General features: G+C 57.4%; 19 protein-coding genes and 1 pseudogene. 6 read left to right on the forward strand and 14 right to left on the reverse strand.

Annotated features, from left to right (window positions below):
• Window positions 1–175: 175 nt before the first annotated feature.
• The 3 genes from MKZ79_RS19545 (at window position 176) to MKZ79_RS19555 (ending at window position 4517) form a co-directional block, all read left to right on the forward strand.
• Window positions 176–400 (forward strand): FeoA domain-containing protein, encoded by a 225-nt coding sequence (locus MKZ79_RS19545; RefSeq protein WP_336144284.1) that lies wholly within the window; start codon window positions 176–178, stop codon window positions 398–400.
• A 13-nt stretch (window positions 401–413) separates the two neighbouring features.
• On the forward strand, window positions 414–2714 hold the full coding sequence (gene feoB, locus MKZ79_RS19550; protein WP_336144285.1) for a Fe(2+) transporter permease subunit FeoB: 2301 nt from the start codon (window positions 414–416) through the stop codon (window positions 2712–2714).
• A gap of 96 nt (window positions 2715–2810) precedes the next feature.
• Window positions 2811–4517, forward strand: a complete 1707-nt coding sequence (locus MKZ79_RS19555; RefSeq protein WP_336144286.1) for an alpha-amylase family glycosyl hydrolase — start codon at window positions 2811–2813, stop codon at window positions 4515–4517.
• Between the two features lie 17 nt (window positions 4518–4534).
• Here the strand turns inward: MKZ79_RS19555 and MKZ79_RS19560 are convergent, their stop codons facing one another.
• Together MKZ79_RS19560 and bioH are read right to left on the reverse strand one after the other, a co-directional pair.
• Window positions 4535–4801 (reverse strand): DUF1471 domain-containing protein, encoded by a 267-nt coding sequence (locus tag MKZ79_RS19560; RefSeq protein ID WP_336144287.1) that lies wholly within the window; start codon window positions 4799–4801, stop codon window positions 4535–4537.
• Between the two features lie 139 nt (window positions 4802–4940).
• Window positions 4941–5717 (reverse strand): pimeloyl-ACP methyl ester esterase BioH, encoded by a 777-nt coding sequence (gene bioH, locus MKZ79_RS19565; protein ID WP_336144288.1) that lies wholly within the window; start codon window positions 5715–5717, stop codon window positions 4941–4943.
• Window positions 5718–5751: 34 nt separating this feature from the next.
• On the opposite strand from bioH, the gene gntX reads away from it, so the two are divergent.
• Both gntX and nfuA read left to right on the forward strand, forming a co-directional pair.
• A complete protein-coding gene (gene gntX / locus MKZ79_RS19570) occupies window positions 5752–6432 on the forward strand; it encodes a DNA utilization protein GntX (protein ID WP_336144289.1) in 681 nt (226 codons plus the stop codon).
• Between the two features lie 59 nt (window positions 6433–6491).
• On the forward strand, window positions 6492–7067 hold the full coding sequence (gene nfuA, locus MKZ79_RS19575; RefSeq protein WP_125289892.1) for a Fe-S biogenesis protein NfuA: 576 nt from the start codon (window positions 6492–6494) through the stop codon (window positions 7065–7067).
• Between the two features lie 725 nt (window positions 7068–7792).
• Here nfuA and malQ read toward each other — a convergent pair.
• The 5 genes from malQ to glpE form a co-directional block, all read right to left on the reverse strand.
• Window positions 7793–9880, reverse strand: a complete 2088-nt coding sequence (gene malQ, locus MKZ79_RS19580) for a 4-alpha-glucanotransferase (RefSeq protein WP_336144290.1) — start codon at window positions 9878–9880, stop codon at window positions 7793–7795.
• Entirely contained in the window at window positions 9873–12293 is a 2421-nt protein-coding gene (malP, locus tag MKZ79_RS19585; RefSeq protein WP_336144291.1) for a maltodextrin phosphorylase, read from the reverse strand. The genes malQ and malP overlap by 8 nt, the downstream gene beginning before the upstream one ends.
• A 169-nt stretch (window positions 12294–12462) precedes the next feature.
• Window positions 12463–13221, reverse strand: coding sequence for a DeoR/GlpR family transcriptional regulator (locus tag MKZ79_RS19590; protein ID WP_336144292.1), 759 nt, complete (start codon window positions 13219–13221; stop codon window positions 12463–12465).
• Between the two features lie 19 nt (window positions 13222–13240).
• On the reverse strand, window positions 13241–14053 hold the full coding sequence (gene glpG, locus MKZ79_RS19595) for a rhomboid family intramembrane serine protease GlpG (protein WP_336144388.1): 813 nt from the start codon (window positions 14051–14053) through the stop codon (window positions 13241–13243).
• A 48-nt stretch (window positions 14054–14101) separates the two neighbouring features.
• Window positions 14102–14431 (reverse strand): thiosulfate sulfurtransferase GlpE, encoded by a 330-nt coding sequence (gene glpE, locus MKZ79_RS19600; RefSeq protein ID WP_336144293.1) that lies wholly within the window; start codon window positions 14429–14431, stop codon window positions 14102–14104.
• Between the two features lie 226 nt (window positions 14432–14657).
• On the opposite strand from glpE, the gene glpD reads away from it, so the two are divergent.
• Complete coding sequence (gene glpD / locus MKZ79_RS19605; protein ID WP_336144294.1) at window positions 14658–16166, forward strand: glycerol-3-phosphate dehydrogenase; 1509 nt, start codon at window positions 14658–14660, stop codon at window positions 16164–16166.
• A gap of 80 nt (window positions 16167–16246) precedes the next feature.
• On the opposite strand, the gene MKZ79_RS19610 is transcribed toward glpD, so the two are convergent.
• From MKZ79_RS19610 to glgB, 7 genes and pseudogenes are all read right to left on the reverse strand, one after another.
• Entirely contained in the window at window positions 16247–16525 is a 279-nt protein-coding gene (locus tag MKZ79_RS19610) for a helix-turn-helix domain-containing protein (RefSeq protein WP_336144295.1), read from the reverse strand.
• Window positions 16515–16835: pseudogene (locus MKZ79_RS19615) on the reverse strand (type II toxin-antitoxin system RelE/ParE family toxin). The gene MKZ79_RS19610 and the pseudogene MKZ79_RS19615 overlap by 11 nt, the downstream one beginning before the upstream one ends.
• 191 nt (window positions 16836–17026) lie before the next feature.
• Window positions 17027–19474: a glycogen phosphorylase gene (gene glgP, locus MKZ79_RS19620; protein ID WP_336144296.1), complete on the reverse strand. Its 2448-nt coding sequence runs from the start codon at window positions 19472–19474 to the stop codon at window positions 17027–17029.
• 19 nt (window positions 19475–19493) lie between these two features.
• Window positions 19494–20927, reverse strand: a complete 1434-nt coding sequence (gene glgA, locus MKZ79_RS19625; protein ID WP_336144297.1) for a glycogen synthase GlgA — start codon at window positions 20925–20927, stop codon at window positions 19494–19496.
• Window positions 20928–21002: 75 nt separating this feature from the next.
• Window positions 21003–22292, reverse strand: coding sequence for a glucose-1-phosphate adenylyltransferase (gene glgC / locus MKZ79_RS19630; RefSeq protein WP_336144298.1), 1290 nt, complete (start codon window positions 22290–22292; stop codon window positions 21003–21005).
• A gap of 12 nt (window positions 22293–22304) precedes the next feature.
• Window positions 22305–24290: a glycogen debranching protein GlgX gene (glgX, locus tag MKZ79_RS19635; RefSeq protein WP_336144299.1), complete on the reverse strand. Its 1986-nt coding sequence runs from the start codon at window positions 24288–24290 to the stop codon at window positions 22305–22307.
• Window positions 24287–26473: a 1,4-alpha-glucan branching enzyme gene (gene glgB / locus MKZ79_RS19640; RefSeq protein WP_336144300.1), complete on the reverse strand. Its 2187-nt coding sequence runs from the start codon at window positions 26471–26473 to the stop codon at window positions 24287–24289. The genes glgX and glgB overlap by 4 nt, the downstream gene beginning before the upstream one ends.
• Window positions 26474–26952: the final 479 nt, after the last annotated feature.

Below are 26952 nucleotides of genomic sequence, written 5' to 3' on the forward strand. Positions count from 1 at the left end.
GTCCGATCCGCGCGCTAACCTTTTATGTCCGCGATTAACCTTTCTGGTTTCCTGTTTACTTTCCAGATAACTTTCCCCGGTGAAAAATTGTCCTACATCAACAGGACTAAGAATCATTCTCAATATAATTCCCCCTGTTAATTATCACGGCAGGTTGACCTGCCAGGGTGGTGTTATGAAACTTCTCTCCGGTAAACGCTATAAGATTGTCCGCTTCTCTTCCGCCATCAGTCCGGGATTCCGGCAAAAACTGCTGCTGCAAGGGTTGCGGCCCGGCTCCAGCTTTGCCGTTCAGGCCATCGCGCCGTTCGGCGGGCCCGTCAAAATCGAAAACGACTACGCCAGCCTGGCGCTGCGCCGTAACGATCTCTCCCTTCTTGAGCTGGACTGCCTGAACTGAAACGAGCGTGTTTATGAAAACTGCGACTATTGGCCTGATCGGCAACCCGAACGCCGGTAAAACCACCCTTTTCAACCAGCTGACCGGCGCCCGGCAGCGCGTCGGCAACTGGGCCGGCGTCACCGTCGAACGTAAAGAAGGCTCCTTTACCACCGCGCAGCATAAAGTGCAGCTGGTGGATCTGCCCGGCACCTATTCGCTGACCACCATGTCGGAACAGAGTTCGCTGGATGAGCAGATAGCCTGCAGCTATATCCTGAGCGGCGAAGCGGATCTGCTGATCAACGTAGTCGACGCCAGCAATCTGGCCCGCAACCTCTATCTGACGCTGCAGCTGCGCGAGCTGGGCGTGCCCTGCATCGTTGCGCTGAATATGCTGGATATCGCGGAAAGCCGTCAGCTTCATATCAATGTGGCCCGGCTGGCGGAAGCGTTAGGCTGTCCGGTGGTTCCGCTGGTGTCCACGCGCGGCAAGGGCATCGACCAGCTGAAAAAGGCTATCGATGAGTTTAACGGCAGAACGGAAACCTTCGCCGTCAGCTATCCGCCAGAGACGGAAGAACAGGTCGCCAGGCTGCAGGCTGCGATGCCGGTTCAGCTACCGGTTCCGCGCCGTCGCTGGCTGGCTTTGCAGATGCTGGAAGGGGATATCTGGTGCCGTATTCAGGCCGGCGACAGCGCCGCAGCGCTGGCTGCGCAAATTGGCGCGGAGGCGCCGCTGAATATCAGCCAGGCGCGCTATGCGGCTATTGAAAGAGTCTGCCAGAGCGCAACGTCGCAGCGGGCGCAGGCAGCACAACGCTTTACCGGCTGGCTGGACGCGCTGGTGTTGAATCGCTGGCTGGGCATTCCGGTCTTTCTGGCGGTGGTTTACCTGATGTTCTTTCTCGCCATCAACCTGGGCGGCGCGCTGCAGCCGCTGTTCGAGCTGGGCAGCGCCGCCGTTTTTATCGACGGTATGCAGTGGCTGGGCGCGACGCTGCACTTCCCTACTATTCTGACGCTCTTTCTGGCGCAGGGTATCGGCGGCGGCATCAATACCGTGATGCCGTTAATCCCGCAGATCGGCCTGATGTATCTGTTCCTCTCTTTTATGGAGGACTCCGGCTATATGGCCCGTGCGGCTTTCGTGGTCGACAGGCTGATGCAGTCGCTGGGGCTGCCGGGCAAATCCTTCGTGCCGCTTATCGTCGGTTTCGGCTGCAATGTGCCTGCGGTGATGGGAACCCGCACGCTTGAATCGCCGCGCGAGCGCCTGACCACGCTGCTGATGGCGCCTTTTATGTCCTGTGGCGCGCGGCTGGCTATCTTCGCTGTCTTCGCCGCGGCCTTTTTCGGCCAGAGCGGCGCGCTGGTGGTGTTCAGCCTCTATCTGCTGGGTATCCTGGCGGCAATTATTACCGGCCTGGTGCTGAAGCACACGCTGCTGCGCGGCGAGGCGGCGCCTTTTATGATGGAGATGCCCGCCTGGCACGTGCCGCACCTGAAAAGTCTCTGTCTGCAAACCTGGCAGCGGCTGAAAAGCTTTGTGCTGCGCGCCGGTAAAGTGATTGTGGTGGTCAGCGTGATTATCGGCGGTCTGAACAGCTTTTCGTTCAGCGGCCAGCCCGTCTCCAGCATCAACGATTCGGCGCTGGCGACCGTTAGCCGCCAGCTGACGCCGCTGCTCGCTCCCATTGGCGTCAGCCGCGACAACTGGCAGGCCACGGTTGGGCTGGTGACCGGCGCGATGGCGAAAGAGGTGGTTGTCGGCACGCTGAACACGCTCTATACCGCCGAAGCGCTGCATGAAGAAGCGTTCGATCCGCAGAGCTACAGCCTGGCGGCAGAGCTGAAAGAAGCGGTGGCGCAAACCTGGCAAAGCGTGAAGGAGACTTTCAGTCTGAATGTGCTGCTTCATCCTCTGGAGGCCAGCAAGGGCGATGGCGAGATGGCGAGCGGCGCCATGGGCGTGATGCACAGCAAATTCGCCAGCGATACTGCCGCCTACAGCTATCTGATCTTTGTGCTGCTGTATGTGCCTTGCGTATCGGTGATGGGCGCCGTGGCGCGGGAAAGCAGCACCCGCTGGATGCTGTTCTCGAACTTCTGGGGACTCAACCTGGCCTATACGTTCGCCACGCTGTTTTACCAGTTCGCGACCTTCAGCAGCCACCCGCAGTTCAGCGCCGTTACCCTTGTGGCTGTGGCCCTGTTTAATCTGCTGCTGCTGACGGTAATGAAAAATATCAGGCTGCCGCCGGCGCGGCTGACGGTCAGAACCCTTGCCGTCAGCGGCTGCAGCGGCTGCAGCAAAAAAGGCAGCTGTCACTAAGCAGTCAGCCGCCGCGGGAAGTTGCGCTTTCGCTTCCAGAGTCTACAGTGAAGATTAACGTGGCTGTAAACCAATGCGGTGGCTCACTGTATAAAAATGGAAATTATCACCCTAATCGATAAGATCTATGAGGGCGCTTTTCCCGCCGACTGCCTGAACCGGCTGACGAGCGCCATTGCGCAGGCACAGCGGCAATCCGGCTACCGGCGTAAGGCGCACTGGGACGAAAAAGATGTGGTGCTGATTACCTACGCCGATCAGTTCCGCGAAAGCGAAGCGCCCACGCTGCGTACTTTTTCCCGTTTTTATCAGCAGCATCTGCAGTGTTTTAATCTGGTTCATCTGCTGCCTTTTTTCCCCTATTCCTCCGACGATGGCTTTTCGGTTATCGATTATCATCGTGTTAACGCCATCTGCGGCGAGTGGTCTGACGTAGCGGAGCTGCACCAGCATACCCGCCTGATGTTCGATTTCGTCTGCAACCATATCTCTGCTCATAGCGCCTGGTTTAAGCACTATCTGGCGCAGGATCCCGGCTGGGACGACTTCTTTATCAGTATGCCGCCCGGCACCGACCTTAGCGCGGTAACGCGCCCCAGAACCTCACCGCTGCTGACGCCTTTTACGCTGGCGAATGGCGAAACGCGTTTTATCTGGACGACCTTCAGCGCCGATCAGATTGACCTTAACTTCGCCAATCCGGAGGTACTGCTGAGCATGATTAACGTGCTGCTGGACTATCTGGCGAAAGGCGCGGATTACGTGCGGCTGGATGCGGTGGGCTATATGTGGAAAACGCCCGGCACCTCGTGCATCCATCTGGAGAAAACGCATCAGCTGGTGAAGCTGTTTCGCGCCGTGGCTAACGAGGTCGCGCCCGGCACGGTGATCATCACTGAAACCAACGTGCCGCATAAAGACAATATCAGCTATTTCGGCAACGGCAGCGACGAGGCGCAGATGGTCTATCAGTTTTCGCTGCCGCCGCTGTTGCTACACGCTATTCACTACGGTTCTTCGCGCGCGCTGAAACAGTGGGCGGCCTCGCTGGATGCCGGCAACGGCGCGACGACCTGGTTTAACTTTTTGGCCTCGCATGACGGCATCGGCCTGAACCCGCTGCGCGGCATTCTGCCGGAAACGGAGATTGTGTCGCTGGTCAGGGATCTGGCGCTTGAAGGCGCGCTGATCTCCTACAAAAACAATCCCGACGGCACCAGCAGTCCCTATGAAATCAACGTAACCTATATGGATGCGTTGAATAAAAAAGAGGACAGCGACGAAGTACGGCTGCAGCGGTTTATGCTGGCGCATGCGGTGCTGCTGGCTTTTCCTGGCGTACCCGCAGTTTATATTCAGAGTATTTTGGGATCGCGCAACGATATCGAAGGGGTGAAAGTGGCGGGCCACAACCGGGCCATCAACCGCGAAAAGTACGCCATTAACGATATTGAAGCCGCGCTGAGCGACACCCGCTCGCTGCGCCACAAGGTCTATCACAGCCTCAGCCAGCTGATTTTGCTGCGAACGCGGCAGCCCGCTTTCCATCCCGATAATCCCGCAGAAGTGCTGGAGAGCGATAACTCGCTGTTTATTCTGCGCCGCCGTGCGGCAAAGGCGCATGAAGAAGTGCTCTGCATCTATAATCTGAGCGGCAAAGAGGTCAGCTGGACGCTGCCGGATAACCGGCTTTACCGTAATATCGCCGGCAACGCTATTTTCGACAGCAATCACCCGCTGACGCTGCCGCCGTGGCATTTTCTGTGGCTGAAAAACGCCGGAGAGAGACAGCAGGCGGAATAAATTCCGCCTGTCTGCGCTTACTTATAAACGTCAGCGGTTGCGCTAAATTTGCCGTGCTCGCGACCGGCGATAATCAGGTAATATTTACCGCCCTTCTCGTCAGCGCGCTGCGACAGCAATTTTTTAGCATCCATTGGCGAAGTGGTTTCGGCCGTGGTGTGTACCGTGCCGATTTTCTCCAGCTTCATGGTTTTAACTTCTTCTTTGGTCACCTCTTTCGCCGCCAGCGCGGAAAAAGGCAGCGCCAGCGCCAGAGCGGCGACGGCCAGGGTTTTCATTTTCATTAGCGACACTCCCGGTTGATGTTATTGTCTTCAGCTGGCCGATGAGAATGCAGGACGACTCGCCCACTCAGAGGTAAAACGATCCAGCCTCTGATAATTATTATCTGAAACCCGCAGTTCGCCAGTATTACGCGCAAATTTAAAGCGGTAATTTCAACCCAAAATCAATCAGTTGATCGCAGAACGCTTCCGGATGGGAAATAAAGGGCGCGTGCGCGGCCTTGCCGATTATCACCGACTTGCTGCCGGGCCAGCGCGCGTCCAGCAGCGGCGCTATTTTTCTCGGCACCAGGCCATCCAGCGCGCCGTAAATTCGCAGCAGAGGAACCTGCAGCGCCTGCATTTCCTCACGCAGATCGACGGTGCGCAGGATCTCCAGCCCGCCCTGCAGCACGCTGACTTCCGGCGCGGGCAGCGACAGCACCACGCTTTTCAGCTGGCGAGCATCTTGCCTGGCCGTGTCCGTACCTAAGGTCTGCAGCGCCAGAAAACGCTCTACGGTGCGCTGAAAATCTTCGCTCAGCTGCTGCTGAAAATTGCTTAGCGTCTCGGGCTTGATTCCGGGCCACGCTTCCTGCGCGGTAAAACAGGGCGACGAGGCGACGCTGACAAGTCCGCTAACCCTTTCAGGATGCTGCAACGCCAGCGAGCTGGCGACCAACCCGCCCAGCGACCAGCCCAGCCACAGCGCGCGCGTCGGCGCGAAAGGCAGCAGATTCGCTACCATCTCCTCAAGGCTCATCGCCGGAAAACCCTCGCTGCGGCCATAGCCAGGCAGATCGACCAGGTGCAGACGAAAATGCGGGCTGAGTCGCGCTATGGTCTGCTGCCAGACACCCGCGTTCAGTCCCCATCCGTGCAACATCACAAGATCGCGATCTCCCGTGCCGATTGTCTGCCAGTAAAGCTGAGCCATCTATTACTATCCTGTTTTTGTCATGGAGGACGCTATGCTAACAATGCCTGCCGCCTGTTGGCTATGCCAGATGCCGCTGGCGCTTGCCCATCACGGTATTTGCAGCTTTTGCCAGCGCGCGTTGCAGCCGCCCTGCTGCTGCCCGCGCTGCGGTTTAGCCACATTCTATCCTCATGCGGAGTGCGGCCGTTGCCTGCAGCGTCCGCCTTCCTGGCACAGGCTGGTTTTTGTCGCCGACTGGCGGCCGCCGTTGAAAGGCGCCATCAGGAAACTGAAGTTTTTGCAGCGGACAGCACTATCGGTGATGCTGGCGCGCCTGATTTTGCTAACCTGGTTAACGGCTCGTCGTGAAAACCGGGTTAACCGTCCCGATTTGCTGCTCTGCGTGCCGCTGCACCGCAGCCGCGCCTGGCGGCGAGGCTATAATCAGCTGGACGATATGGCGCGTTATCTGGCGCGCGGCATCGGTATTCCCTATGCGCCAGGCGGTTTAAGCCGGAGAAAAAAGACGAAAATTCAGCACCTTTTGAATGCTCGCGCCAGACGCCGTAATCTGCGCGGCGCGTTCAGGGTTGAAACCGATGTAAAAGGACGGCATATCGCTTTACTGGACGACGTCGTCACCACAGGCAGCACCGTGGAGGAGATTAGCCGGATCCTGCTGCGCGCAGGCGCGGCCAGCGTACAGATCCTGTGCCTTTGCCGCACCTTGTAGAGCGTCGGCGATGAGCGTAAAATAAACCCACTAATTTAGTCAACTATTGAGCAATCGCCATGATCCGAATTACTGATTCTGCGCAAGAGCACTTCGCAAAACTGCTGTCAAAACAGGAAGAGGGCACCCAGATTCGCGTATTCGTTATCAATCCGGGCACGCCCGGTGCGGAATGCGGCGTCTCTTACTGCCCGCCCGATGCGGTAGAAGCCACCGACACCGAGCTGAAGTTCGAGAAGCTCTCCGCCTATGTTGATGAACTGAGCGCGCCCTACCTGGAAGACGCGGAAATTGATTTCGTGACCGACAACCTCGGTTCCCAACTGACGCTGAAAGCGCCAAATGCCAAAATGCGTAAGGTTAGCGACGACGCGCCGCTGATTGAGCGCGTGGAGTATCAGCTGCAGGCCACCATTAACCCGCAGCTGGCCAGCCACGGCGGCAAAGTGTCGCTGATGGAGATTACCGACGATGGCTTCGCCATCCTGCAGTTCGGCGGCGGCTGCAACGGCTGTTCGATGGTGGACGTGACGCTGAAAGAAGGCATCGAGAAAGAGCTGCTGGCGACTTTCCCTGAGCTGAAAGGCGTGCGCGATTTGACCGAGCACCAGCGCGGCGAGCACTCTTTCTACTGACAGGCTGCACGCCTGACGCCGCTCCCGCTCGTATAAAGCTCTGCGATTAAGCTGCTTCCAAAGGCGGCCAACCGTTCAGGGAACAAAAAACCGGCTTATCAGGCCGGTTTTTTTATGCCTGCTTTTAGCTGCGATCTTTACCCGTTCACGCTGCGCCACAAGTTTTAGATGTTTGCCCTTAGCCTGCTTTATAATGAAAAAAGGCAGGGTGGTTAGCCCCGCCTTGATTCAGGTTCCGTCTTCCTTTACGGATGTTCGGTCAGTTGCCTTACGGCAACGATAATCTGCAATGTAGTGAGGAAGATTTTCAACACTACAAAGATAGTTGCCAGAATTATCACCTGCGCGATCTCCTTGACAGGAGCGCCACACATACTGGTTATGCCTTTGGGTTTCCCTCCCAGTGCGTATCTTGCTTACAGATACAGGCGGCGCTCTCCTGGGCGGAGGCAAACCGGACAGCACCACCTGTTTCCGGCCGGGAAGACTTGAGGCGACTATGTCTCGATCGCTTGCAAGAGCCCACCCTGAGTACCTGTAAGGCAGAAAAAGTATATGCCTCGCCATAAGTGACCCGCAACCAAAATCGGCTTGACTCGACAGGACAAAGTGGTAAAGTTTTGTACAGCTTACAGATACAGGCAGCGCAGTTTCCAAAGGCGGCCACCAACCGCTCAGGGAACAAAAAAACCGGCTTACCAGGCCGGTTTTTTTATGGGCTAAGGTTATTTTTCCCGATCCTTTTTCTCCGTCTTACGTCGCCGATCCACCTCTTTCAGCAGCAGATTAACCTGCTTATCGGCAAACATCTCCTCCACCGTTTTGCTCAGCTTGCGTCGCCAGTTAGGATATTGATCCGTGGTGCCCGGCACGTTAACCGGCTTATCCATATCCAGCAGATCTTCCGGCTGTAGCCCCAGCAAAGCGCAGCTGCTGTCGGCGAGAAAACGATGCATTCCGCGACTCAACTGCGGCGACATTTTCACCAGACTGGCTTTTTTACCGCTGTTTTTCGGCACGCAACCGTAGCGATGCAGAGCCTCCAGCAGCGCCTGCTTCTGCCGCGCCCGATCCTGGTAAAGCCCGCGCAGTACGACCTTATCGGGATAGAGGCCCAGCACTTCGCCCATCTCCAGATCGACCGCGTTCCAGAAGCCGCGTAGCGTCGGCAGATCGTGCGTGGTAGCGCTCGCCATCGCCTGGCGCGCCCATTTGTCCGGTGCGCGATAGCGATCGGGTTTATCCTGTTCAAAATAGAGCACTTTCCAGGAGTAGATGCCGCTTTCCCGCAGTTTCGAGACGATTTCCACAGGCACCGTCCCCAAATCTTCGCCGATCACCATGCATTGGTTGCGCTGGCTTTCCAGCGCCAGAATCGCCATCAGATCTTCAACCGGATAGTAGACGTAAGCGCCGAAGTTGGCGGTTTCACCGTACGGGATCCACCACAGGCGCAGCAGCGACATTACGTGGTCGATACGCAGCGCGCCGCAGCTCATCATGTTAGCCCGCAGCAGATCGATAAAGGGCTGATAGCCGCGCGCCGTCATGATATGCGGATCCATCGGCGGTAGTCCCCAGTTTTGCCCCAGCGGGCCGAGGATATCCGGCGGCGCGCCCACCGAAACGTCCATGCAGTAAAGCTCGCGATCGCTCCAGGTTTCCGCGCCGCCTTCCGCCACGCCGACCGCCAAATCGCGATACAGCCCTATCGGCATAGAGCGCTGCTGGCTTAGCTGCCAGCACTCGTCGAACTGGCGATTGGCGAGCCATTGCAGCCACAGCCAGAAGCGGACTTCCTCTTCGTTGTCCGCACAAAACTGCTGCACTGCGTCACTGTGCGCTTCCCGCAGCGCTTCCGGCCACACCGGCCAGCCCCAGTAATCGATGTTTTCTTTCAGCATCGCGCCGTGTAGCGCGTCAAAAGCGGCCTGCCAGTAAAGGCTTTCGCCGCCTTTTTCAACAAAGGCGGCAAAGTGCGCCCTGCTGGCGTCGCTCTCTTCCCGCCGGCAAAAAGTTTGCCATGCGTGACGCAGAGCCCTTATCTTCAGCTCGCCCACTACGCCGTAATCCACCCATTCCGCTTCCCTGGCCTGCTGCAGCCCGCGCTGGACGGTTTTGCCGCGCAGCCAGCGCTGACCCTCTTTGCTTTGCTGGAAATCGGGCACCGCGTTGACGTCGATATAGAGCACGTTCAGCCAGCGCCGTGAAGAAGGACTATAGGGGCTGGCGTTAGCCGGGCTGGCCGGATAGAGCGAGTGAATGGGATTCAGGCCGATAAAAGCGCCGCCGCGATCGGCAAGCTCCGCCAGCATACGTTTCAGATCGCCGAAATCGCCGATTCCCCAGTTCTGTTCAGAGCGTACGGTATAGAGCTGAACGCAGGCGCCCCAGAGTTTTTTACCCTGACGCAGCGGCTCCGGCTCATAGCACCGTTTCGGCGCGATGATGACGCGACAGCGCCAGCTTTTTTTACCCTGCTGTAGCGATAGCTCATGATAACCATAGGCCAGTGAGGAAGGCAGCGTAATGGGCTCGCCCGCGCTGACTTCGCCCTGATATTCCCGGCCTTTTTCGGTGACGAGCCGCCACTGATAGTCGCCTTTGCCGCCCACATCCAGCTGCATGGTGCGTTTACGCAGAAAAACTTTGCATGGCGGCAGCGGCCCGGGTTTGTCGCGTTTGGTCGACATCGCCGCCAGCAGCCGCTGACGAATGGCGGGATCTATCTCTTCATGCTCGCCTTTAGCGTTGGTGTATTTAGCGGCGATGCCTGCCGCCGCTGCCGCCTGCTCAAATTTCTTTTTATCCATTGCTGCTCCCTGAACGTCTGGCCTGCCAGATACGCTGCTGATAGTCACGAATAGAACGGTCGGCGCTGAACATGCCGCAACGCGCGGTATTAAGGATGGCCATGCTGGTCCATGCGTCCTGATCGAGATAAAGCTGTTCGGCGCGCTTTTGCGCTTCGCAGTAGCTGGCGAAGTCGGCCAGCGCCAGCCAGTGGTCGCCGCCCTTGCCCAGGCTATAGAGCAGCGGCTCAAATGCCTGTTTATCGCCGTTGCTGAAAAAGCCTTTTTCCAGCTCTTTGAGAATGGCGTCGAGATGTTTCTCTTTTTTACGCAGCTTCAGCGGCGCGTAGCCGCTTTTTCTCAGCGCTTTTACCTCGTCCACGGTATGGCCGAAAATAAAGATATTCTCCTCGCCGACCTGTTCCGCTATCTCCACATTAGCGCCATCAAGCGTGCCAACCGTCAGCGCGCCGTTCAGTGCCAGCTTCATATTGCCGGTGCCGGAAGCCTCGTAGCCCGCCGTGGAGATCTGTTCAGAGATATCGGCCGCCGGGATCAGCAGTTCCGCTGCGCTGACGCGATAGTCCGGAATAAAAACGACCTTCATTTTGTCGCCAATAAGCGGGTCGTTGTTGATCTTCTCAGCCACTTTATTGATGGCGTGGATGATATTTTTCGCCAGGTAGTAGCCAGGCGCGGCTTTGGCTCCGAACAAAAATACGCGCGGCACAAAAGCCATATCGGGGTTGTCGCGCAGCTGCCGGTAGCACGACAGGATATGCAGCAGCCCGAGATGCTGGCGTTTATACTCGTGAAGCCGTTTGATCTGCACGTCGAATATCGCTTCGGGATTGACCTGAATGCCGGTCAACCGCTGGATATAGTCCGCCAGCCGCACCTTGTTAGCGTGCTTGATTTGCCGAAAGCGCTGCCGGAAAGCCTCGTCGTCAGCAAAGGCTTCCAGCCCTTTCAGCGCGTCCAGGTTATTGACCCACTCCACTTTCAGCGTGTCATCAATCAGCTGCGCCAGCTGCGGATTACACTGTTTCAGCCAGCGTCGCGGCGTAATGCCATTGGTGACGTTGTGAAATTTGCCCGGCCAAAGCTGGTGATATTCGGGAAAGAGATCTTTCACCACCAGTTCGGAGTGCAGCGCCGCCACGCCGTTGACCGCAAAGCCGCTGACCACGCAGAGGTTGGCCATGCGCAGCTGGTTATCGTGGACAATCGCCAGCTTTTCCCACACTGCGATATCGCCCGGCCACTGTTTATCTACCTGCTTTTTAAAACGTCTGTCGATCTCTTTGATAATCATCACGTGGCGCGGCAACAGCGAGCGCACCAGCCGCAAATCCCATCGTTCCAGCGCTTCCGGCATCAGCGTGTGATTGGTGTAGGCGAAGGTTTGGCTGGTAATGGCCCAGGCTTCGTCCCAGCTTAGCTGGTGCTCATCCAGCAGCACGCGCAGCATCTCCGGAATGGCGATAGTGGGATGGGTATCGTTGAGCTGAATCACTTCGAAATCGGGCAGTTCGGCGATTTTTCGTCCGGCGCGGTGATGGCGGCGCAGGATATCCGCCACCGAGCAGGCGCACTGAAAATATTGCTGCATCAGGCGCAGCCGTTTGCCTTCCTGATGGTTGTCGTTGGGATAGAGCACCTTAGTCAGCTTTGCCGCATCAATGCCCTGCTGTTCCGCCTGAAGGAATTTGCCGTCGTTAAACAGGGTCAGGTCAAACGGCTGTCTGTGGCTGGCCTGCCAGAGCCGCAGCGGCTGCGTCACGCCGTTGCGATAGCCGACCACCGGCAGATCCCAGGCCTCGCCACGCAGCATAAAGCCCGGCTGCCACTCGACACGGCCTTCGCTGTTTTTAACTACTTTGCCGCCGAAGCCGACATCGACATCCAGCGCGGTATTGTGGCGAAACCACGGATAGCTTTCACGATGCCAGTCGTCCGGCGCCTCCATCTGGCGGCCATCGTCAAAAGACTGGCGAAACAGACCGTACTGATAGTTCAGGCCGTAGCCGGTGGCGGCCTGGCCGACCGTCGCCATCGAGTCGAGGAAACAGGCGGCCAGTCGGCCCAGGCCGCCATTGCCCAGCGCCGGATCGACCTCTTCTTCCAGCAAGTCGCTCAGATCGCGGCCGTGCGCGGCCAGCGCCGTTTTTACCTCGTCATACCATCCCAGGTTCAGCAGCGTGTTGCCGGTCAGTCTGCCGATCAGAAACTCCATAGAAATATAGTTTACGTGGCGCTGTTGCTTTGCCGGTTTGGCCGGCGCGCTGGCGGCCAGCATTTCGGCCAGCGCGCCGCTCAGCGCCTGCCACCATTGATGTGAAGTCATTTCATCTGTTGAAGCAAGCCCGGCGCGCTGCCACTGGCGGGTCAACGCCGCCTCGAAACGCGCCTGATTAAATTTCTGCTGCGACATACCGCTTCCTTTTAAAAGAGTAAGAGGAACAAAGGCGGGACCACATACAGTTAAGACCTGAACGGAAAAAAATGCTCATGCAGGTCGATGATAAAATTAAAAAAGCCGCCGATTTTTTAATCGACGGCTTCTGAGAGGGGCAAAGGCAGGGATTGGGCCGCGGCTGAACTCAGCACAGTTCCAGATGAACTTCGTGCTGCTCGATGGTTTTCAGTACGCCAGATGGCGGGACTTCGTCGGTAAAGAGATAGTCGATCAGGCTCATATTGCCCAGGTTAACCATCGCGTTGCGGCCAAACTTTGAGTGGTCAGCCACCAGCATCACGCAGCGTGAATTTTCAATAATCGCCCGCTTGGTGCGAACTTCATGATAGTCAAAATCCAGTAGCGAACCGTCCATATCAATGCCGCTGATGCCCAGGATGCCGTAGTCCAGGCGAAACTGGGAGATATAGTCCAGCGTCGCCTCGCCCATAATGCCGCCGTCGCGGGTGCGGACTTCGCCGCCCGCCACGATCAGGCTGAAATCCGGCTTGCTCATCAGCAGCATCGCCACGTTAAGGTTATTGGTAACAACACGCAGATTGCTATGGTTCAGCAAGGCGTGCGCGACGGCTTCCGGCGTGGTGCCGATATCGATAAACAGCGAGGCGCCGTCCGGGATCTGGCTGGCAACGCGCTGCGCGATGCGGGCCTTTTCCGCTGACCACATCATTTTACGATCCTGCCAGGCGGTGTTTTCCGAACTGGAAGGCAGCGCCGCGCCGCCGTGATGACGCTGGATCTTATTCTGTTCCGCCAGCTCGTTCAGGTCGCGGCGGATAGTTTGCGGGCTGACGGTAAAGTGTTCCACCAGCTCCTCGGTACTGACATAGCCCTGACGACGAACCAGATCGATAATGGCGTCGTGACGTTGCGTCTGCTTCACAAAGCTCTCCTGTTGCCCGTTATTTTTTTCGGGTATCCACAAAGGCCATCGCCAGCCCAAGCAGCAGCCCGGTAATATGGGAAGCATTGGCGACCGCCGAGCCAAACCAGCCTGTAAAGCCAAGCGCCAGCATCAGCAATAAAAAACCGATCAGCCCGCGCTCAAGGTAGACACCGCTGGCGGGATCCCGTTCGCCACGCAGCCAGACATAGCCCATCAGCGCATAGACCACGCCGGAAAGGCCGCCGAACATCACGCCGCTAAACTTAGCCTGCATCCAGCCGCTGAGCAGCGCGGAAATCAGCATAATGACGAAAAGCTTACCGCTGCCCAGCCGTTTTTCAACTGCGCCGCCTAAATACCACCACCAGAGCAGATTGAACACCAGTGAGACGAATGAAAAATTGGGCAGGATATGGCTGAACCAGCGCCATAACTGAAAATGCTGTCCGTCATTCGGCCATGAAAACCAGCCAAGCACGCTATATACACCGACGATATGCATCAGCACATAGGTAACGATGCTGGCGGCCATCAGGCCCAGCGTCAGCGGGCCGGCCCGCTCGCGAATAGCGGCCATTAACGAAAAATTGCCGTAGGCAATGCCGCTGTTTGTCTTGCCCGTCTGCCAACTTGCCGCCTGATAACGCGGATGGTTGGGATCGCGGATAAACTGATTAAGTTCGTTTTCGACCAGTTCCAGCTGCGACTCGTCGTCCAGCCACAGCGTATAGCGGCTATCCTGCTCGATTCGCAGCCTGACGCCGCGGGTCGCCATATAGTCTACAAAGGCCTGCGCCGCGCGCAGACTGGAAAAATCGGTAATGCGCATCATCGCCGGTAAAGTCCCTGTCGCTGTATTCAATGTTCCTTTCCGTCGCTACTTGGCGGCGGAATCCACCTGCTGCGGGAAAGCGGCGCGCCAGGCGTCGAAGCCGCCGTCAACGCTGTAAGCCTCTTTAAATCCCTGGCTCAGCAGATATTGCGCCGCGCCCTTGCTGCTGTTGCCGTGATAGCACATCACCAGCACCGGACGGGAAAGATCGCTCTGCGCGATAAAGGTATTCAGCGTGGTATTAGTCAGATGAAAAGCGCCGCTGGCGTGAGCCATCGCATAGCTTTGCGGATCGCGGATATCGACCAGCAGGGCCTTGTCGTCTGTGAGCTTAGCCTGCGCCTGCTGCACGTTGATACACTCAAATTGTTCCATGGTTTGTTTCCGAATAATAACAAGCGGCGGCTATTGTATCGCGAACAAAGCCCACAATAACCCAACGAACCGCAGGGCTATACGGCTTTTTCATGAACAATTCTGTTACCTGCATCACGCATGAATGTTTTTATTCGGTTAACGCTGGCATCAATGTCGCTTTACGATTATTATAATGCTCGAAAACGAACATTAAAGAACTATTACGAACATCGGAGGAGATGACGTGGAAACCAAAGACTTGATCGTAATCGGCGGCGGCATCAACGGTGCCGGCATTGCAGCTGACGCTGCAGGACGCGGCCTGTCTGTGCTGATGCTGGAAGCGCAAGATTTGGCCTGCGCGACCTCTTCCGCCAGCTCTAAACTGATCCACGGTGGCCTGCGCTACCTGGAACACTACGAATTCCGCCTGGTTAGCGAAGCGCTGGCCGAGCGTGAAGTGCTGCTGAAAATGGCGCCGCATATTGCTTTCCCGATGCGCTTCCGCCTGCCGCACCGTCCGCATCTGCGTCCGGCGTGGATGATCCGCGTTGGGCTGTTTATGTATGACCACCTCGGCAAACGTACCAGCCTGCCGGGCAGTAAAGGGTTGCGTTTTGACTCAGACTCGGTGCTGAAGCCGGAAATCACGCGCGGTTTCGAATATTCCGACTGCTGGGTAGACGACGCGCGCCTGGTGGTGCTGAACGCGCAGGAAGTAGAGAAGCGCGGCGGCGAAGTGCGTACCCGTACCAAAGTGACCCGCGCCTGGCGTGAAAACGATCTCTGGACGGTAGAAGCGGAAGATATCGACAGCGGCAAAACCTACACCTGGCAGGCAAAAGGCCTGGTGAATGCGGCTGGCCCGTGGGTCAAGCAGCTGTTTGACGATGGTTTGCAGCTGAAATCGCCTTACGGCATTCGCCTGATCAAAGGCAGCCATATCGTAGTGCCGCGCGTGCATACGCAGAAGCAGGCTTATATCCTGCAAAACGAAGATAACCGCATTGTTTTCGTGATCCCGTGGATGGATGAGTTCTCGATCATCGGCACTACCGACGTCGAGTACAAAGGCGATCCGAAAAATGTGCATATTGACGAGAAAGAGACTGAGTATCTGCTGAAAGTATTTAACAGCCACTTTAAAAAGGATATCAGTAAAGAAGATATCGTCTGGTCATATTCCGGCGTGCGTCCGCTGTGCGACGACGAGTCTGATTCACCGCAGGCGATTACCCGCGACTATACGCTGGACGTGCGCGACGACAACGGCAAGGCGCCGCTGCTGTCGGTATTCGGCGGCAAGCTGACCACCTACCGCAAGCTGGCTGAGCACGCGATGGAGAAGCTGTCGAAATACTATCCGAAGATTGGCCCGGCGTGGACGCGCAACTGCGTGCTGCCCGGCGGCGATATCGCCGGTACGCGCGAGGATTATGCCGCCAGCCTGCGTCGCCGCTATCCATTTATTACGGAAGCGATGGCCCGTCATTACGCTCGTACCTACGGCAGCAACACCGAGCTGTTTTTAAAACCGGCGAAAAGCCTGGAAGATCTCGGCGAGCTGTTTGGCCACCACTTCTACGAAGCGGAGCTGCGTTACCTGGTGGAAAACGAATGGGTACGCGAGCAGGATGACGCGCTGTGGCGCCGTACCAAAATGGGTATGTTCCTGAACGAGCAGCAGCGCGCTCGCGTCGGCGAATGGCTGGCGCAGCATGCGAAGAAACCGGCGCTGTCGCTGGCTTCCTGATAGCTGAGTCACTGATATGAAAAAGGGCGGATTTCCGCCCTTTTTCATTAACTACTCGCCGGTTTCCGGGCAATAGCTTTCTAAAAATAGAGTTTTGCACTGCTAACGCCGCAGGCTCTGGCATAGCGGGCAAGCGTTTCTACGCTGGCTGAAGTAATATTTTTTTCCATTCTGGATACGGTAGGCGGCTTGATTCCCATGCGTTCCGCCACCTGAGCACTGGTCAGGCCCGCCTCGGCACGCCACTGTTGCAGCAGAGCCTGCAAGCGCTGCCTTCTCTCTTCTGCTTCCCATGCAGCCCGATATTCTGGATCGCACATCATCTCTTCATGAATTTGTGAATGGCTTTTATATTTCACGCTTCATTTCCTCCAGACGTCGTAATGCCAGTTTGAGCTCCGACGATGGCGTTTTTTGTGTTTTCTTGATGAAAATTCTTAGCATATAGATGCGCCTGCCGGTCTGATACACTCATATTCCCCGAACAGCGTCATTACCTGGCGTTCTGACTTCGTATAATCCTTTAACGAGCGGCTTTGTATGAGGCTCGCGCAGGATACGAGGGTCATCCTGCAGCAGACCAATAAGCTTATCCAGTTTTACTCTGAGCGTAAGCGGTAAAGCTTTTAGCTCGGCTTCTGCCTCATTATGGTAAATAACGGTGAACATGTTTTTCTTCCCTGAGAGAGATAATAGCTTCCAGGCTAATCAGGCTCAATACGTATTGTTTTGCCGCAAATGAAAAAAGAAACGTCCAGGCGTAAGCGGACAGCGCTGCCGCGCCGTACAAATCTACAGCGCGGCGGCGGGTCAGGTAAACAAACTAACGGCAGGTTTTAACAGACTTTGCGAGACGTGCCTCAAAGCCGAATCGGCTTAATTCCCCAGATCTCGTCGGCGTACTCCTGAATCGTTCTGTCCGACGAGAAGTAGCCCATATTGGCAATGTTGAGCAGCGTTTTGCGCGTCCACTCTTCCGGATGGCGATAGAGTTCATCCACCTTGTCCTGCGTATCCACATAGCTGCGGTAATCCGCCAGCAGCTGATAGTGATCGCCCAGGTTCACCAGCGAATCGAAAATATTACGATAGCGGCCAGGCTCCTGCGGACTGAACGTGCCGGTGGCGATCTGCGTCAGCGCCTGATGCAGCTCGGCGTCCTGCTCGTAATATTTATGCGAGTTATAGCCTTTGGCGCGCAGCTCCTCGACCTGCGGCGTGGTGTTGCCGAAGATAAAGATATTCTCCTCGCCCATATGTTCCAGCATCTCGACGTTTGCGCCGTCCAGCGTGCCGATGGTCAGCGCGCCGTTCAGGGCAAATTTCATATTACTGGTGCCGGAAGCTTCCGTGCCCGCCAGCGAGATCTGCTCAGAGAGATCGGCCGCCGGAATAATGATCTGCGCCAGGCTAACGCTGTAGTTAGGGATAAACACGACCTTGAGCTTGTTCTTCACCTGCGGATCGTTGTTGATCACCTGCGCGACATCGTTAATCAGATGGATAATATGCTTCGCCATGTAGTAAGCCGAAGCGGCTTTACCGGCGAAGATATTGACGCGCGGCACCCAGTCGGCGTCGGGATCGGCCTTAATACGGTTGTAGCGCGTAATCACGTGCAGCACGTTCAGCAGCTGACGTTTGTACTCGTGAATACGTTTAATCTGCACGTCGAACAGCGCGTGCGGATCGATAACGATATCCATTTTCTGCGCGATATAGTCCGCCAGCCTCTTTTTGTTGACCAGCTTGGAATCGCTGATCTTTTTCAAAAAGCCGGGATAGTCAATATGCTGCTTCAGCTCGTCCAGCTGGCTTAAGTCGGTACGCCAGGTGCGGCCGATGGTGTCGTCCAGCACTCTGGAGAGCGAAGGATTCGCCAGCGCCACCCAGCGGCGCGGCGTCACGCCGTTGGTTTTATTGCAGAAGCGGCCAGGGAACAGCGCGGCGAAATCGGCGAACAGCGACTGTACCATCAGGTTGGAGTGCAGTTCGGAAACGCCGTTGACCTTGTGACTTACCACCACCGCCAGCCATGCCATACGCACGCGGCGGCCATCGGCTTCATCAATGATCGAGATGCGCGACTGCAGATCCCAGTCGTCAGGATAGTAGTCCTGAATGGTTTTCAGGAAGTAGTCGTTGATATCGAAAATAATCTGCAGATGACGCGGCAGGATCTTGCCGATCATATCCACCGGCCAGGTTTCCAGCGCTTCCTGCATCAGCGTGTGGTTCGTGTAGGAGAAGACCTGGCAGGTCACTTCGAAAGCGTCGTCCCAGCTAAACTTATGCTCGTCGATCAGCAGCCGCATCAGCTCCGGGATCGCCAGCACCGGATGGGTATCGTTGAGGTGAATGGCGATTTTATCCGCCAGGTTGTCGAAAGTCTGGTGCATCGCCCAGTGACGATTGAGGATATCCTGCACGGTCGCCGACACCAGGAAATACTCCTGACGCAGGCGTAGCTCGCGGCCAGAATAGGTGGAGTCATCCGGGTAGAGCACGCGCGACACGTTTTCCGAATGGTTTTTATCTTCTACCGCAGCGAAGTAGTCGCCCTGGTTGAATTTACCCAGGTTGATTTCATTACTCGCCTGCGCCCCCCACAGCCGCAGCGTGTTGGTGGCATCGGTATCAAAGCCCGGAATGATCTGGTCATAGGCCGTCGCCAGCACCTCTTCCGTTTCCAGCCAGCGCGAACGGCTGCCTTCAACCTGAATACGTCCGCCGAAACGCACTTTGTAGCGGGTACTGAAGCGCTGGAATTCCCAGGGATTGCCATATTCCAGCCAGTAGTCCGGCGATTCCGCCTGGCGGCCGTCAACGATGTTTTGTTTAAACATGCCGTAGTCGTAGCGGATGCCATAGCCGCGTCCGGGCAGGCCCAGCGTGGCGAGCGAGTCCAGGAAACAGGCGGCCAGGCGACCCAGACCGCCATTGCCTAAACCGGGATCGCTCTCTTCGCCAATCAGATCTTCCAGATCGAACCCCATCTCTTCCAGCGCGGCGCGCGCGTCCTCGTAAATCCCCATTGCCAGCAGCGCATTAGAGAGCGTGCGGCCGACCAGGAACTCCATAGAGAGATAGTAGACCTGACGCACATCCTGCGAGAGCTGCGCCCGGTTAAAGCGCAGCCAGCGTTCCACCATGCGATCCCGCACCGCCAGCAGCGTGGCGTTCAGCCACTCATGCTTATTGGCGACAGAAGGATCCTTGCCGATGGTGAACATCAGCTTATAGGCGATAGAGTGCTTCAGGGCCTCGACGCTGAGCGTCGGCGCGGTATAGATGAAAGGTGCGTTCATAGCTAGTTTCCTGGGTTCTTTACAACAGACGTTGATAGAGATCGCGGTAAGCCACGGCGGCCACCTGCCAGCTAAAATCCATCGCCATCGCCTGGCGCTGGACGTAGCGCCACAGCGAAGGCCGTGACCAGAGCACAAAGGCGCGACGGATCGCCCGCAGCAGCGACCAGGCGTTGCTGTCTTCAAACACAAAGCCGCTGGCGATGCCGTCAGCCAGGTTCTCCAGCGAACTGTCGTTGACCGTATCGGCCAGGCCGCCGGTACGCCGCACCAGCGGCAGCGTGCCATATTTCAGGCCGTAGAGCTGCGTCAGGCCGCAGGGTTCGAAACGGCTTGGCACCACAATCACGTCGGCGCCGCCCATAATGCGGTGCGAAAAAGCTTCGTGATAGCCAATCTGCACGCCGACCTGGCCCGGATACTCCGCCGCCGCCGCCAGGAATCCCTGCTGCAGCACCGCGTCGCCCGCGCCCAGCAGCACCAGCTGGCCGCCCTGCTCCAGCAGGCCCGGCAGCGCCTCCAGCACCAGATCCAGCCCTTTCTGCTTCGTCAGGCGACTGACCACGGCGAACACCGGCGCTTTCTCGTCGATCTTCAGCCCCATCGCGATCTGCAGCTGACGCTTGTTCTCCTGCTTGGCGTCCAGCACGTCACGGTTGTAGCGCGTGGTCAGCAGCAGATCCTGCTCCGGGTCCCAAATCAGCGGGTCCACACCGTTGAGGATGCCGGTCAGCCGCCCTTCCATCTGCCGCTGCTTCAGCAGATCTTCCATGCCGTAGCCAAACTCCGGCTGGGTGATCTCGCGCGCGTAGGTCGGGCTGACCGCCGTAATATGATCGGCATAAAACAAACCGGCTTTGAGATAGGAGATCTGACCGTAGAATTCCAGGCCATGCATATTAAAGAACGACCACGGCAGCTGGATCTGCTCCAGATGGTGAGCGTAGAACAGTCCCTGATAGGCCAGGTTATGCACGGTAAACACTGACTTCGCCGGCCGGCCTCTGGCGGCCAGATAGGCGCAGGTCAGGCCCGCGTGCCAGTCATGAGCGTGCACCACTTCCGGTCGCCAGAACGTATCCAGCCCGCAGGCGATTTCGCAGCCCATCCAGCCCAGCAGCGCGAAACGCAGGTAGTTATCCGTGTAGGCGAACTGCGATTCATCGTGATAGGGACTGCCAGGACGATCGTACAGGCCCGGCGCGTCGATCATATAGATGCCCACGCCGTCGTACTGGCCGTAATGCAGCTCAACATAACCAGCGAAAGTGTGCAGGCGAGCCACCACTTCCGCATCGGGAATCCCTTTTTTTATATCCGGAAACGCCGGGATCAATACGCGCGTATCAATCCCTTCTGCAATCTGCGCCGCCGGTAATGCCCCCACAACATCAGCAAGCCCGCCCGTTTTCAGCAGCGGGAAAATTTCTGAACAGACATGTAAAACCTGCATTATCGGCTCCTTTACCTTGTTCTGACGCGTTCCTCCGCATCAAATACCTGTGCTTTATTTTTCTGATTTATGCGGTTAACTACGCCAGCCAAGCTTCGCCAGCATGGAACGCGTTACCAGCACAATGCCTTCTTCCGAGCGATAAAAACGGCGCGCGTCGTCATCGGGGTTCTCACCGATTACCGTTCCTTCAGGCAGCTCGCACGCACGATCTATAACGCAGCGGCGCAGGCGACAGGAGCGCCCTACCACCACATCCGGCGACAGCACAGAAGATTCGATATTGCAGAAAGAATTGATTCTTACGCGTGAAAACAGTACGGAATTCACCACTACCGAGCCGGAAATAATGCAGCCGCCCGATACCAGCGAATTCATCGTCATGCCATGACTGCCTGACCTGTCCTGCACGAATTTCGCCGGCGGCAGCGGCTCCATATGGGTGCGGATCGGCCATTCACGGTCATACATATCCAGTTCCGGCGTCACCGACGCCAGATCGAGATTCGCTTTCCAGTAAGCTTCCAGCGTGCCGACGTCGCGCCAGTAAGGCGGCGCGCTGTCGTCACTTTGCACGCAGGAAACGCTGAAGGAGTGCGCCAGCGCTTCGCCGGTCGCCACGATTTTCGGCAGGATATCCTTGCCGAAGTCATGGTTCGATTCGGGAATTTTCAGGTCGTCTTCCAGCAGCTGATAAAGATAGTCAGCGTTAAAGGTATAGATGCCCATGCTCGCCAGCGCCAGGGTATCGTCGCCAGGCATCGACGGCGGATCGGCCGGTTTCTCCAGGAAATCGACCACTTTATTCTCGTCGTTGACCGCCATCACGCCGAAAGCGCTCGCCTCCGCAATCGGCACCGGCAGACAGGCGATGGTGCATTTGGCGCCGTTCTCCACGTGATCCAGCAGCATGCGCGAGTAGTCCATTTTGTAGATATGGTCGCCCGCCAGGATCACGATATATTTCGCCTGATAGCGGCGGATAATATCGAGGTTCTGCGTCACCGCATCCGCCGTGCCCCGATACCAGTGTTCGGTCGCCTGGCGCTGCTGCGCGGGCAGCAGATCTACAAACTCGTTCATCTCCTCGTTAAGGAAAGACCAGCCGCGCTGGATATGCTGCACCAGCGTGTGCGACTGATACTGCGTGATCACCGCGATCCGCCGGATCCCGGAGTTCAGGCAGTTTGACAGGGCAAAGTCGATAATGCGGAACTTGCCGCCGAAATGGACGGCAGGTTTGGCGCGCTTCGCGGTAAGGTCTTTCAGGCGCGTACCGCGTCCGCCCGCCAGGATCAGGGCTACAGTTTGCGACGGCAATTGTCTTGCCAGCATCAGGGGATCGTTCTTATCTAAAGTGGCCATGCCTGACTCCTGTTATGGTTGTTCCTGGAAGACGCACACGCCGTGCGCCGCTCCATGCCAGACAGTTAACAGAATGGGGTTGTCATCCCCGGCGAAGGGCGGAATGGCGTGCCAGCGCCCTGGAGGCAGCGTGATATCGCTCACTTCTTCGGTGGCGTTTATCGCGATCAGCCAATGCTGCGACAGCCTGATTTGCATCCTGCGCTCGCCGTGGCGCCAGGCTTTGGCGGTCATCGGCTTGCCGTCCGCCCCAAGCCACTCCACGTTGCCGTCGTCAATCTGCCACCAGCGATCGGCCTGAAGCGCGGGAATGCGTTTGCGCAGGTGGATCAGGGCGGCAGTAAAATTGAACAATCCGCTGTTGTTGTTTTCCCAGTCGAGCCAGGTCAGCTCGTTATCCTGACAGTAGGCGTTGTTGTTGCCGTGCTGCGTGTGACCATGCTCATCGCCGGCCAGCAGCATCGGCGTGCCCTGCGAAAGCAGCAGCGTGGTCAACAGCGCATGCACGCTGCGCCGCCGGTGTTCCGCCACCAGCAGCGGCGCGTCCAGCCCTTCCACGCCGTGGTTATGGCTGAAGTTGCTGTTGTGGCCGTCGCGGTTCTCTTCGCCGTTGGCCTCGTTATGCTTGTTGTTAAAGCAAACCACGTCGGTCAGGGTAAAGCCGTCGTGCGCGGTGATCAGATTGATGGTGGACGAAGGCAGCCGCTCTTCCTTGCCGAAAATATCGCTGGAGCCGGCAAAGCGTTTGGCGAACTGGCCGTTGGTGACATCGCCATGCAACCAGTAGCGCCGCATAGTGTCGCGGAACTGGTCGTTCCATTCGGCGAACGGCGGCGGAAAATTGCCGACCTGATAGCCATCGGGGCCGATATCCCAGGGTTCCGCGATCAGCTTGCATTTCGACAGCACGGGATCTTCCTGCAACACCTCAAAAAACGAAGCGTGCGGATAGTACTCCGGCGTGCGGCCTAACACCGTCGCCAGGTCAAAACGGAAACCGTCGATGTGGCAAACCTCTACCCAGTAGCGCAAACACTCAATGGTCCAGGTCGTGACGTTGGGATGGCTGATATTCAGCGTGTTGCCGCAGCCCGTCCAGTTTTCGTAATGGCCCTCGTCGTCCGACCAGTAAAAGCTTTTGTTATCCACGCCGCGCTTGCAGAGCGTCGGCCCGGTTTCATCCAGCTCGGCGGTATGGTTAAACACCACGTCCAGAATCACCTCAATGCCCGCCGCGTGCAGCGCTTTTACCGCCTGCTGAAACTCTTCGCGCGGATGCAGATTGTTGACGCCGGAAGCGTAGCGAGAGTCCAGCGCGTAGGTCGCTACCGGGTTATAACCCCAGTAATTGGTCAACCCCAGCCGCAGCAGCCGTGGCTCATGCGCGAAATAAGCTACCGGCAGCAGCTCCAGCGCGGTGATGCCCAACCGCTTGAAATAGCTGATCATCACCGGATGGCCCAGCGCCGCGTAGGTGCCCTGCAGCTCCGCCGGAATGCCCGGATGCCGTTTGGTCAGGCCACGCACGTGGGCTTCATAGATCACCGTCGATCCCCAAGGCACGCGCGGCGGCTCATCGTCTTCCCAGTCGAAGTCGTCCGCCAGCACCACGCTTTTCGGCGCGACGGCGGCGCTGTCCGCCGTGTCCATCTTCTTTTCGCCGCACTGGAAGCGCGGATCGTCCGTGACTTCGCCAATGACCTCACGTGCGCAGGGATCGATCAGCAGCTTATGCGGATTGAAGCGATGCCCGGCTTCCGGCTGCCACGGCCCGTGGACGCGATAGCCGTAGAGCTGACCAGGCCTGATGGCGGGCAGATAGCCGTGCCAGATATCGTCGGTACGCGCGGGCAGATCCAGCCGCGTTTCGACGCCACGCTCATCGAACAGGCAGAGCTCTACCCGCTCGGCATGCTGCGAAAAAAGCGTGAAATTTACCCCTTTGCCGTCGTAGGTCGCGCCTGACGGCGTCGGCTTGCCGGGCTGCAAATGACTCATGACGCCTCCCTCACCAGCCAGACCGTGGCGAGCGGCGGCAGAGTGATACTGACGGAGTGTTCGCGGTTATGGCTCGGAATCGCCTCGCTCAGAACCGGCGCCAGGTTACCGACGTTGCTGCCGTGGTAATAAGCGGAATCGGTGTTCAGCACTTCCCGCCAGCTGCCAGGCTGCGTGACGCCGAAACGGTAATCGTGGCGCGGCACCGGCGTGAAGTTGCTGGCAACAATCAGCTCGTTGCCTTCGCGATCGCGGCGAACGAACACGAAAACGGAGTTATCGAAATCATCGACCACCAGCCACTCAAAGCCCATCTGATCGAAATCGAGCTGATAAAGCGGCGGATTTTCGCGATAGGTGTGGTTGAGATCGCGCACCAGGCGCTGCACGCCGTTGTGCCAGTTGTCTTCGCCTTCCAGCAGGTGCCAGTCCAGGCTGATATCGTGGTTCCACTCTTTGCCCTGAGCGAATTCATTGCCCATAAACAGCAGTTTTTTGCCGGGGAAGCCGAACATCCAGCCGTAGTAAGCGCGCAGGTTGGCGAACTTTTGCCAGGCGTCGCCAGGCATACGATCCAGAATCGAGCGTTTGCCGTGTACTACCTCATCATGCGACAGCGGCAGCACGAAGTTTTCAGTGGAGTTGTAGAGCATCCCGAAGGTCAGGTTGTTGTGGTGATGCTTGCGGTACACCGGATCGACCTGCATATAGTTCAGCGTGTCGTGCATCCAGCCCAGATTCCACTTGTACCAGAAGCCCAGGCCGCCGGTTTCGGACGGACGCGACACGCCCGGAAAATCGGTCGACTCTTCCGCGATGGTGACGGTGCCGGGCGCGGCGTTGCCCAGCGTGCGGTTGGTGTAGCGCAGGAAGGCGATGGCTTCCAGGTTTTCCCGACCGCCGAAATGGTTAGGGATCCATTCCCCTTCCGCACGGCTATAGTCGCGGTAGATCATCGAGGCGACAGCGTCCACGCGCAGGCCGTCGATACCGAAGCGCTCAATCCAGTACAGCGCGTTGCCGGTAAGATAGTTGCTGACCTCGCGGCGGCCAAAGTTGTAGATCAGCGTGTTCCAGTCCTGATGGTAGCCTTCGCGCGGGTCGCCGTGCTCGTAAAGCTCGGTGCCGTCAAATTTGGCCAGGCTGAAATCATCATCGGGAAAGTGGCCAGGCACCCAATCCAATAACACGTTAAGGCCAGCCTGATGGGCGACGGCGATAAAGTTGCGGAACTCGTCACGCGTGCCGAAACGGCGCGTCGGCGCGTACATGCCGGTCGGCTGGTAGCCCCAGCTGCCGTCGAAAGGATGCTCGTTGATCGGCATCAGCTCCAGATGGGTAAAGCCCATCTCTTTGGCGTAAGGCACCAGCTGCTCGGCCAGCTCTTTATAGCTCAGCCAATAGTTGTTATCGGTATGGCGGCGCCAGGAACCCAGATGCACCTCGTAGATAGAGATGGGCGCGTCGAAATCGTTGGCGCGCTGGCGCTCTTCCGGCATGGTGACCTTAGGCGGAATGCCGCAGATCATTGAGGCGCTGTCCGGCCGCATCTGGGCTTCGAAAGCGTAGGGATCGGACTTCAGCCGCAGCTGGCCGTTTTTATCGATGATTTCATATTTATAGAGCTGCCCCTGTATCGCGCCGGGCACGAATAGCTCCCAGACGCCGCTTTCCTGGCGCAGCCGCATAGGATGACGACGACCATCCCAGAAGTTGAAGTCGCCTACCACAGAGACGCGACGGGCATTAGGCGCCCAGACGGAGAAGCGGGTACCGATAACCCCATCAATCACATCGGAATGCGCGCCCATTGTCTCGTAAGGACGCAGGTGAGTGCCTTCCGCCAGCAGCCAGCTGTCGAGCTCTTTCAGCAGTGGCCCAAAGCGGTAAGCGTCGTCGATAAGATTTTGCTGCCCGTGCCAGGTGACGGCCAGCTGATAGCGAAAAAGATTTTTGCGGCGCGGGATCACGCCCTGAAAAAAACCACGTGAATCGATACATTCAAGCTGGGCGCATTTCCGTCCGGTATTGGTTTCAATAACCCAGACTTCCGTAGCGTCCGGCAGCAGGGCGCGCACCGTCAGCCCTTTTGGAGTCTGGTGCATGCCGAGAAGCGAAAAAGGGTCAGCATAGTGGCCGGAAATTAACGCGTTAATTAACCGGCGATCCGTAAGCTCTGACATGACTGTCTTCCCGTGATGTATGGCAGCCGACTCGCCAAAATTTGAGGAGTGCGCTGCTCTTCATTGAGCCAAAAGCACGCTGCCGGGTACGACCATCCGGTGCGAAAAACCGCCGCAGCGTGCGACAACTTCAGTTGAATACTCAAAACGCGATCGGGCGCGGCAGACAGCTCCGTCATCCTGCAATCGGGCGATACAGGTAAGCATAGCCAGGGCGCAACCAAAGCCTGCACCGAATAGAGAAAAATATTGCTTTCAGATCAAACTTTCATGGATTTATAACTTCCGGAAAACGCCGATACAGCCAATCAGGCGATGATAAAGGGCTGGACAAAGGCAGGCTGGCTGCATGGTTAAGCGTTTTCATCGTCATACAAGATGAATTTAAGAGGGGGTTGCTGAATCGAGGTTAAAAAATTCTTCGGACGTACGCCGCTCGTTCAAAGTGGCGAAAAAAGGCAATTAAGCGGAAGGCGGAG

It is taken from the genome of Erwinia sp. CGal63 (genome assembly GCF_037026505.1).
Classification (GTDB): Bacteria; Pseudomonadota; Gammaproteobacteria; order Enterobacterales; family Enterobacteriaceae; genus Erwinia.